At 43.5% G+C, this 635-nt stretch carries 1 protein-coding gene; it reads left to right on the top strand.

The features are described 5' to 3' along the window. Nucleotides 1–635: aminotransferase class III-fold pyridoxal phosphate-dependent enzyme (locus I5515_RS17430; RefSeq protein ID WP_199969028.1), on the top strand; the 635-nt coding region annotated here is incomplete at both ends.

Here is a 635-nt window from a genome sequence, read left to right as displayed (position 1 = left end):
CTACGCCTTGCAAAACAACTCACCGAAAATACATTTGCAGACAAGGTTTTCTTCTGTAACTCAGGTGCAGAAGCCAACGAAGCTGCGTTAAAGCTTGCTCGTAAAGTTGGTTTAGACAGCGGTGTTGCTGGTAAAAGCGGTATTGTGGCATTTAACAATGCTTTTCATGGCCGTACTTTATTTACGGTTTCAGCAGGTGGTCAACCTAAATATTCACAAGACTTTGCACCACTTCCAAACGGAATTAACCATGTTGCCTTTAATGATTTAGAAGCTGCAAAAGCGGTGATTAATGAGCAAACATGTGCCGTCATTGTTGAGCCAATCCAAGGTGAAGGCGGCGTTATTCCTGCGGACATCGAATTTTTAAAAGGTTTACGTGCACTATGTGATGAGTTTGGTGCCTTACTTATTTTTGATGAAGTGCAAACTGGTGTCGGCCGTACTGGTGCACTTTATGCCTATATGAACTCTGGTGTGATTCCAGATGTATTAACAACTGCAAAAGCATTAGGCGGTGGTTTCCCAGTCGGTGCAATGTTAACAACAGATAAATTTGCCCCGCATTTTTCAGTGGGTACACATGGTACGACTTACGGTGGTAACCCATTAGCAAGTGCAGTTGCTGGTGCAGT

The sequence above is a fragment of the Acinetobacter calcoaceticus genome, assembly GCF_016508255.1.
Classification (GTDB): domain Bacteria; phylum Pseudomonadota; class Gammaproteobacteria; order Pseudomonadales; family Moraxellaceae; genus Acinetobacter; species Acinetobacter calcoaceticus_E.
Note: the sequence above shows the minus strand (reverse complement) of the source record. Positions and strands in the feature narration are given on the sequence as shown.